The sequence below is a fragment of the Chryseobacterium sp. Leaf201 genome (assembly GCF_001421435.1).
Classification (GTDB): Bacteria; Bacteroidota; Bacteroidia; order Flavobacteriales; family Weeksellaceae; genus Chryseobacterium.
In genome coordinates this window covers 1-9,884 of the sequence record NZ_LMKA01000142.1, presented here as the reverse complement: position 1 = coordinate 9,884, position 9,884 = coordinate 1, and the positions used below count along the sequence as shown (strand labels likewise).

2 protein-coding genes are annotated in these 9,884 nt (G+C 37.2%); both read left to right on the top strand.

Features of this window, described 5'->3' with window-relative positions; translation table 11 throughout:
- Positions 1-656: T9SS type A sorting domain-containing protein (locus ASE55_RS19650; protein WP_131726120.1), on the top strand; the 656-nt coding region annotated here is incomplete at its 5' end.
- Between the two features lie 8 nt (positions 657-664).
- Positions 665-9,884: SpvB/TcaC N-terminal domain-containing protein (locus ASE55_RS19645; RefSeq protein WP_131726119.1), on the top strand; the 9,220-nt coding region annotated here is incomplete at its 3' end.

The following is a 9,884-nucleotide window of genomic DNA, read 5'->3' as shown; positions in this document are numbered from 1 at the left end:
TTGACAATAATAACTTTGTGATGTGGTCTGATGATGATAAGGCAATTTCTTTAAAGCCTCAAAGTGATCTTGATGTTCTGGAAAGAAACTGGGAAATCAGTTTCATCGGAAACAAAATTCCCAAAACAGATTATCAGGTAAGAATTGTCAAGGAAACTGTTAACCCGCGTTCCCTGCCGCTTTCATACTGGATGCTGCTTAAAAAGGACAATGGTGATATTAAGAAAATTTCGGGGGTTGAAAATGGCAATTTTGTTGTATTTAATAAAGTGGAATTCTTAGATGCCTTTGATACGGTAGACAAAACGTCTTTCACTTTTGCGGTAAGCCCTGTAAAAGACATTAAACCCGGTACGCCAAATCAGGATCCGAGATCAGGAACCTTATATAACGAAAAAGATCTTTCTCTGGATCTTACGAAGATTGCCCTGTATCCAAACCCGGTAAAGAAAGACCAGAATTTCACCGTCGTTTTTCCGCCGATGGAAAACCTGATCATTTCTATTTATGACAGTGGCGGGCGGCTTGTTGCTCTGGATAAAGTAAGCAGTAATGCAAGATCGTATGTCAATCACCTGCCGATCCAGAGTTCATACCTGGTCAATCTCACCCGGGACGGGAAAATCATAAAAACTTTCAAACTAATCGTAGAATAACTTATACCATGAAAATATTCAGAAAACGACTTCCTTTTACCAAGAAGTCAGTCCTGCTGTTGTGCTTTTTTGCCTGCATGTTTGTCTTTGCAGGTTTTACCAAAGAAGACCTGCAGAAAGTCAGGGCTTTCAAACTTCGGATTACGGATAAATATATCTATCATTCCACAACAAAAGATACAGATTCAACAGAAAGTTCAGAAAAAAAGAAGCCTGAACACACGAATCCTGAAATTATTGGAAAAGCAAATAGAGATGATATCCGAACAGGAATTATTTCGAATACTATATGGCCGGAAAGTAAAAATTTAGACAATATTTTTGATTCCGAAGAAAAGCAGGGGACTATTGGCGAATTTTCTGATGATGAATCCGACAATGCATCCGATAACTTCTTTACCATTACTATTCCTGAAATAATAAAGCAGAATATAAAGGCATATTTGGTGTATGATCTTTTCGGATTGGACTCTTATAATTCAGTTTCAAGATCAATTAATAAAAATATTGCTTTCGGAGGAAACATTATTGTTGCAAGCAGTAAATGGAGCACTCAGAAAGAAGAAATTTCTTTAAATTCTTTAGAAAAAGGAAAAAATACAATTCTATTTACCTCTTCTCTGAATGGAGTAAAATATAAGGTACAAAATGTAAAAATTATTTTTGAGAATAATCTTAAACCTTCCGATCATACTTCATCTTTGTTATCAGGCAATAAGCTTTATATTAAAGGTTTTGAAAGCGGATCTGTACTTGTTAAAGATAAACCGGTTTCGTCTGTAAAAGGTGAATATGAAACTTTAATTGAGCTTACAGACACAGATAAAGCAAAAGGTTTTGTGTCTATTACCGATGCAAACGGAGCGAGAGAATATAAAATTCCTGAGAGTAAATCTTCATTCAAAACATTGAGTGAAGAAAAATTTACTCCTCTTGTCATTAATATTTCAAAGGACGCAGAATATACGGAAAGGTACGAAAATTCAACCATTACGATTGAAAAAAATTCCGTAGAAAATAATGCTCAGGTTCAGGTTTTAAAGCTTAGGAAAAAAGATTATCCTGCTGTTTCCAGAGAAATTAAAAGCATGACTGTAAACTCCGGCGCATACCGTTTGGAAAACCGTTCAGGAGAATTTACAAAAAATATGATTTTCTCTTTTCCATACGATGAAAAGAAATTAGGCGCAAGATCTGTAAAAGAACTGAAAGCTTTTTATTTCGATTACACATCAAAAAAATGGAAAGTTGATCCTAGCAGTAAAGTAGATACGGAGAAAAAAGTAATTACAGTAGAGACAAAAGGTGATACCGATTATATTAATGGAGTGATTTCGGTTCCTGAGTCTTCACAGCTTGAGGCATTTACCCCTACAAGCATCAGCGGATTGAAAGCCGCAGATCCTACGGCAGGCTTACAATTGATGGATATTCCTACGGCTACACAGAAAGGAGATGCAAGCGCCAACTATCCGATTCGTGTTCCTGCTGGTTTGGGAGGACTTCAGCCTTCATTATCAATAGGCTACAGCAGTATAGGAGGAAATAGCTGGATGGGAGATGGCTGGAATATCAACGGATTATCTTCTATTACCGTGGATACAAGATGGGGGACGCCGGTTTTTAATGACGGAAAAGAAACAGAGCTTTATTCTTTAGACGGAGAAATGCTTGTGTATCCAAACGAATATCTTCCTCACAGACATAATGATATGAACGAAAGCAATACTGCTATTACTACCGAAAAACAGAACAGATCTGACTATACCAATCCTAATGATGGTACAAAAAAACAGTTCTATTTAAGAAAAAATCATGACTTTACACTTATTGAAAGAATAGGAACAGCTCCAAGTAATTATACCTGGAAAGTAACCTCTACTGATGGTACCAAAAGATACTATGGAGGCTCATCAGATTCAATGCTTTCGGGCTCGGGAGGAGTTGTTCACTGGGGACTCCGTATGGTAGAAGATGCGCATGGCAATAAAATGGAATTTACTTACTATAATGAATTTGCATCAGGAGCCTTTTTCCAGATTAAGAAAATTGAATATGGAAAAAATAAAGATTATAGTGTAAACTTCAATAAAGAAACAAGTATTACCAGACAAGATATCAATATCAATGCAAAACAGGGAGTTCCGAGATCGGATGCTTTTCTGTTAAAGAATATTGAGGTTAAATACAAAACCGAGCTTATCAGAACCTATAAAATGGATTATATAAACGGAGAATTCTATAAAACGCTCTTGAAAAGAATTTATATAGTTCCCAATAATCCGTGCTCTACAACGCTTGCAAAAGCTGCTCAAGAAAATAAAGAACCCGAGGACAGCAAAACATCAACAAGTAAGGCTCCCATTAGAGGTATGGACGACGGAACCGGTGGCAATGGCGGCGGCCCTGGAGGTATAGAGGCTACATGTAACGAGATCTCCGACAGCTATACTTTCGACTATTATAATGATGTAAAAGATGGGTCGGGCAGTGTAAAGATATTTGGACCGGATACTGCTATTAATTTTCAGAATGCGTATAATGATGAACCTTACTCAGATTTTGTAACAAGTTTAATCAAGCCTTCTAAGATCAATGGAAATATAAGTACCGAAACAGGGCTCAATATAAGAATTGCTGCCGGATTAAATTTTTACACTCCCTCAAGTGCAGCCTATGGACATCTGATGTTCGGATTCCCTTTTGGCAACTCCACTGCTAAAGCAAGAAATGCCCAACAGCTGGTAGATTTCAATGGAGATGGGATTCAGGACATGATTTACAGAAATCCGAATAGAGGACTGCTTCTAAGATCCGGAAAACTGGATGATCAGGGAAAATTAAGTTTTTCAGAGTCTAAGCCAATTGAAAACTATACCGGAGGTGATTTTTCCTATACCGAAACGAAGACCAGCAATAGAGGATGGGATATGGGAGCAATAATTTTCAGTAAATCTGAAACAAATTCTACAACCAAAGGTTCTACGAAAACCTATTTGATTGATGCTAATTCAGATGGCCTGATGGATATTGTACATAACGGAGAAGTCTGGTTCAACAGGTTTGATTTTGGTGCCAATACATCTTTCATGACTAGGCATTCAGAATATACGGAGAACATGGTTGTAAAAGCGAAAGCTATACAGGCTCCTATAAAATGGTGTGGGGATATCGGATCTGTACCGGATCCTTGTCCGGGAGAACCTGAACCCGATCCGATGGATGTTGGAGATATTGTAAAAGTATGGGTGGCATCTAAAGACGGATACGTCAAGTTTACAGATAATGTTTCAATTGCACCGACATTTGTTTCAGATCCATCTACTAGTTTATCAGATCAAATGTACTATGGCGTAGAGATCAAAAATCCTACCCCTCAGCAGGGGAGTGTACCTCCTAACTATGTTAATACAAGAATATATTTAAAACAGCTTTTATCCACAGATGCTCCTCAGAATATTGTTATCAACCGATACAATGATTATTATACTCAGATGCAGTCTGTTCCTATGGATCCCAACTATGGTATTCCGAATGGTATTGATAATCCCGACAGGTTATTTGTAAAAAGTGGTGAGAAAATTTATGTGAGACTGCACAAAAACAAAGTAAAAAACGTAGCGGTTACTTCAAACCCTACCATTACTTACGTGGATCAGGCTACAGGAAATGAGATCCCGAACACTTTTGAATTGTCACAGGATCAGTTTCAGTTAAATAATGGTAATTATGAAAGCAATTTCCTTTTAAATAATGCCATTGCACCAATTCTTTTGGATGCTCCGGGGACAGCTACAATTCAAGTATTATCTTTCACGCTGCCCGATTTATCAGATGATATAAAATTTAGAATTGTAACTGAAAATGTAAACACAGGAGCAATTGTAGAACTTATTCAACCGGAAACTTATACCCCATCAAATTTAGTAACTCAGGCACATACACTAAACGTGACTGTTAATAATGGCGAAAAGTTCTATCTGAGATTCATTGTGGAATCTGACTCTTTTACAAATTTTGTTGGGACTAACTGGAGTGATAAACTTTTTGTAAATTACCATGCTAATGTTGCATACAGTGCTACACCTATAGATGTCGGATGGTTAGGAATTCCTGAATATCCGTCTTTTGTAGTTACTAAGTTAAAATCAAAACTGGATATTTATGCTGTTCCACATATTGGTTTCTTTAATGAACCACATGATTTTAGCATCCAGATTAACAAGAATATTACCAATTTTTCTACTCTGTCAACAGGAAGCTTTTATTATATTATAAAGAAAGGAAATCAGGTTCTTGCGAAAAGAAGAATTCTTGTTTCCCCGGGTAACAGCACACTTATAGAACAGAATATGATCGATGGTTTAAATATTTCAGGACTCTCTCCGATTACCTTTTTTACAGGGAATCCTACCTTCGGATCTTTAGGTACGGATCATCTGGTAACAGTTGAGGTGTACTGTAAGACTGGCGGAGATTATGAATTGTTTAATAAATATTCTGATTATTTTGCAGGAAAGCCATTCACTATTTATTATGATGGTGCAACAATGTATGGTACAACAACTGCAACTGCAGTAAATACTGCCATGTATAATACGAAATCGATGTTTTTTAATAACTGGGGGCAATTTTTATATAAACCGGGAGCTTATAATAACTATTTGTATGGATGGCCTATTAGTTTGTCAGAATTTGCAGCACCAACTACTCCTCAGAATACTTATTCTACCTGTTTAAACATTCCGGATTTACAAAATAATTATGACGCTTTAGCCGATTGCATTTTAGCTACGACACCTGATCCTAATGCAGGAAACAATACTGCTTCACAGGTTATATCTCCCCTGAAGCCTCAATTTATAAGATACAGAAGACAGAAAGTAGAACGTTGGGTAGGCTCAGGACCTGAACAATACTCATCATCAGAAACTTTCAAAACAGATGATGAGGTTACCTTTTTTACAGATCCTGTTCCTACGGTTCCTCTTGTAACGCCAACCACTTATACTTCAGGACAGCTTTCAGTGGATACAAGTATGAAGGCAATCAGCAGGGATCAAAGAAGTGGTTCACATAATAAAACGCTGGGAGGAAGTTTAGGACCTGTAAGTGGAGGAAACTCGGAAACGACGCTTAACGGGCCAAGTATCGAAACACAGACTTTCTCGGATATGAATGGAGACGGTTATCCTGATATGGTTTATCCTTCATCAATGCAGCTTTCTAATTCTACGGGAAGTTTAGAAGATATTCAGCTTGTTCCATATGGTGATTATCCTACGAATTCTTTAAGCTATATGAAGAGTAACTCAGCAGGTTTCTCATATAATAGTCCTCCGGTAACAGGTAGAATCGGAGCACACGGACAAAACGGAACATCTACTAAACCGGATACAGGAATGCCATGGTCAGGAAGTGCATCAGTAAGTGCAAGTCTTAATCAGTATTATAATTCGTATGATGCAGGTTCAGGATTTTGGATGGACATCAATGGTGATGGACTTCCTGATAGAGTAAGAGGAGGAAATACTCCTTCTATGACAGTTGCTTTGAATTTAGGTAAAAGTCTAGGAGGAGATGGAACTTACCAAAATATGATTACTTATAAATCTCATCCGAAAGCGAGCTACAGTATTTCATTAGGTGCCGGATTAGGATCTTCGGCTAACTTTGGGGCGCTATCCAGCTTTGGTTTTGGAATCAGTGCAGGAGTAAGTGCGGGAGCTTCAACAGGAACGGCAGATGTAGTATACGAAGATGTAAACAGTGACGGATTAATAGATATTCTTGAGGTTGCTTCCAATGGAGCTGCTACAGTGAGGTATAACCTTGGAAACCGCTTTGCTGCAGGAGTACCCCTGATGAAGAGCGGGGGAGATATTGATTTTGCAGATGAAACAAGATCATTCAACGGATCATTCTCTTTCGGAGGAGACTATATGTTTAGTATGGGACCTATTACACTTATTCCTCCTGTGGTAGTATTAATTCTTTGGATTAAAGCCGGAGCCGGAGCAACTGTTAATCTAGGAATGAACGTTTCTGAAACAAGAAAAGCATTCAAGGATATGAACGGTGACGGATTTACAGATTTAGTTCAGGATACAAATAGTGGATTTATTGTAAATTACTCACAGGTTGGAAGAACAAATAAATTAAAATCAATTACCAATACTTTCTCAAAAGGAACCTATTTATTGGATTATAAATTGGCAAGAGCAAATTATGATAATCCGTATGCTAAATTTGTGGTTAAAAATATAAGTGTCCTCGAGCCGGATGCGTTTTCAGCAAAATATACGACAGATCAGGGAACTAAGATGGAAACCACATATGAGTTCCGTAACAGAAAATATGACAGACGGGAAAGAGAAGATTTTGGTTTTGATACTGTTGTTAAACAGGAAATGAATAATGGTTCAGCAGTAAGAACTACCACGGATAAGTATTTCAATAACTCGTATTTGTTAAACGGGCTACTGAATCAGACGACAGTAGTAGGCGGTAGTGGTATTCTATCCGATGTGAAGTATAATTATAAATTGAGAAAATTCATGAGTAATACAACACTCATCAATCTGAATTCCAATTTAGCGTTCAATTATGACAGTGGTGGTAGAGAAGGTAGAAAAATGGCTGTTGCTTTACTGGATGAAAAAGTAAAAACAGCTTATGAATCTGGGGGAAGCATTGTTACAACTGAGAAATTTACATATACCACAAAAGGTCTTGTTGAAAAATATCAGTATGAAAGCCCTTCTACATCTTATAATACCAATATTACTTATCAGGCACTTAATAATAATATTATTGGAGTTCCTACTCTTATTGAGGTATATGAAGGAACTACCAATTCACAATTATTGAGAAGAAGAAGAGCCCTCAATATCAACCCGAACAACGGAGATGTGGGTACCTATGCCGTATTTGATGGTACTAATAATATTACTACAGATATTCTGTACAATGCTGCAGGAAATGTGACAAAAGTTACCTATCCGCCAAATGAAAGTTTACAGAGATATACAATTAGTTATACTTACGATGATGGACCAAATGAGACCGGAAAATATATCTTGGAAGTAAAAGATGTTTTCAACATTAAATCTTCAGCAACCTACAATCCGCTTTTCGATGTTGTAACAAGAAAAGTAGATACAGGTGGAAATGCTATGGTATTCACATATGACGGTTTCGGAAGAACGAGAACGATCATGGGACCAAACGAAATTGCAAGCGGTTCTACGGTACCGACAGTAAAATACAGATACTGGTTTGATCATGCAGGTATTGCAAACAACGATGCTACCATTAAGCTTTACAGAGCGTCCACCTCAAACTACGATCCTGAATATGCAAGTTCCGGAAATACCATTATGACGGATACGTATTCTGACTTCCTGGGTAGAATTATACAGACAAAAAAAGATTTTGACTGGTATGGATCCGAATCAAGAACAGTATCGGGAAGAATAATATATGATGGACTGGGAAGAGGCATTCGGCAGTATCATCCGGTAATGGAAGGTGTGACGAATCAGGCGCTTAATCCTGCTAACGGTGGACCTTCTGTATCTTCAGTATATGATAGCCGGGATAGAATAACCTTAGCAACAGATGAAGATGGAGTTGTATCAACTACTACCTATAATATTGATGGTGATCTGTTTAAAACGACACAGGAAAAATCTAATGAAAAATCTGAATCCTATGCGAATGCAGAAGGGAAAATAGTACAGAAGGATGATTATTTAGATAATCAGCCATTGAGCACCAACTTTAAATACAATACTCTAGGAGAACTTACTTTAGTACGAGATCCCGAAGGAATAGAAACAATCTATGATTATGACATTGTGGGAAGACGTATTCATCAGCAGCATCCTGATAAAGGGAAAACGGAATACGAATATGATCAGGCCGGACATCTTGTGAGATTGACTACAGATAATCTGGTAAATGATTCAAGCATAAGTACTCACTTCATATTCTATAAATATGATTACAACAGATTATCAGGAATTGTATTACCGGATTTACCTTCCGGAGATCCAAATCCGAATAATGTTTATTATGAATATTATCCTTCTACGGTAGCAAATAATAATGCAGGGAAAATTCGGGTAAAAGACGACGGATCCGGAACTACAAAATATACCTATGGAAGAATGGGCGAGGTTCTTACAGAAGTGCGAGCGGTGCGTGGATACAATATTCCTGAAAAGTATTTTAAAACATACTTCAACTATGACAGCTGGAACCGTATCACAAAGATCAAATATCCGGATGATGAGATTGTTTCTTATCATTATGATAGAGGCGGAAATCTTAAATCCGTAAATAATGATCAGGGGGAAACTTATATTCAGAATATTGACTATGATTATTATGAGCAGCGTCTGATGATTAAATACGGCAATGGAACATCACAACGTTATTTGTATGACGGACAAAACAGAAGATTGAAAAATTATAATCTATACAGCCCTGCAAATAGCCCAATGTTGCAGAACGAATATGGATATGATGATTTTGCAAATATTACAAAGATTAAAAATATAGCCAGTCCTTTGGCGAACGGCATGGGAGGAGCTTATCAGTTTGATTTATATTATGATACGTTAAATAGATTGGTGGGTACAGGCACAAGTGAAACTATTATAGGAGAAGAAGAGCAGCCGGTACAATCTGTTAATTTTGCAAATTCCACGTATAAGCTTAAAATGGAATATAACAAAGTGGGAGGAATTACGAAGAAAGCTCAGCATCATGAAAGAAACCAGATTGTTGTTCCGGAAAATACATATGAAAACAATTATGCTTATATCGATAGTACGCATAAGCTGGATAAAGTTGATGATCATGAAAGAAACCAGATTGTTGTTCCGGAAAATACATATGAAAACAATTATGCTTATATCGATAGTACGCATAAGCTGGATAAAGTTGATGACAGCTCAACCGGTAATACAGAAGCATTTGAATATGATCATAACGGTAATGTTGTAAAGCATGAAGATGTAAACGGAGTAAGAAACATGTACTGGGATGAGCAGGATCGTATGAAAGCATTCTATAATGACAACACGGGTGTTTATCAGTATCATACCTATGATGATAAAGGAGAAAGAGTGATCAGATACGGACTGGAAGCACCAACACAGCTTTACCAGAACGGAGCACCTGTAGTGGTTGATGAATTGACACGAAAATCGGGATTTTTCT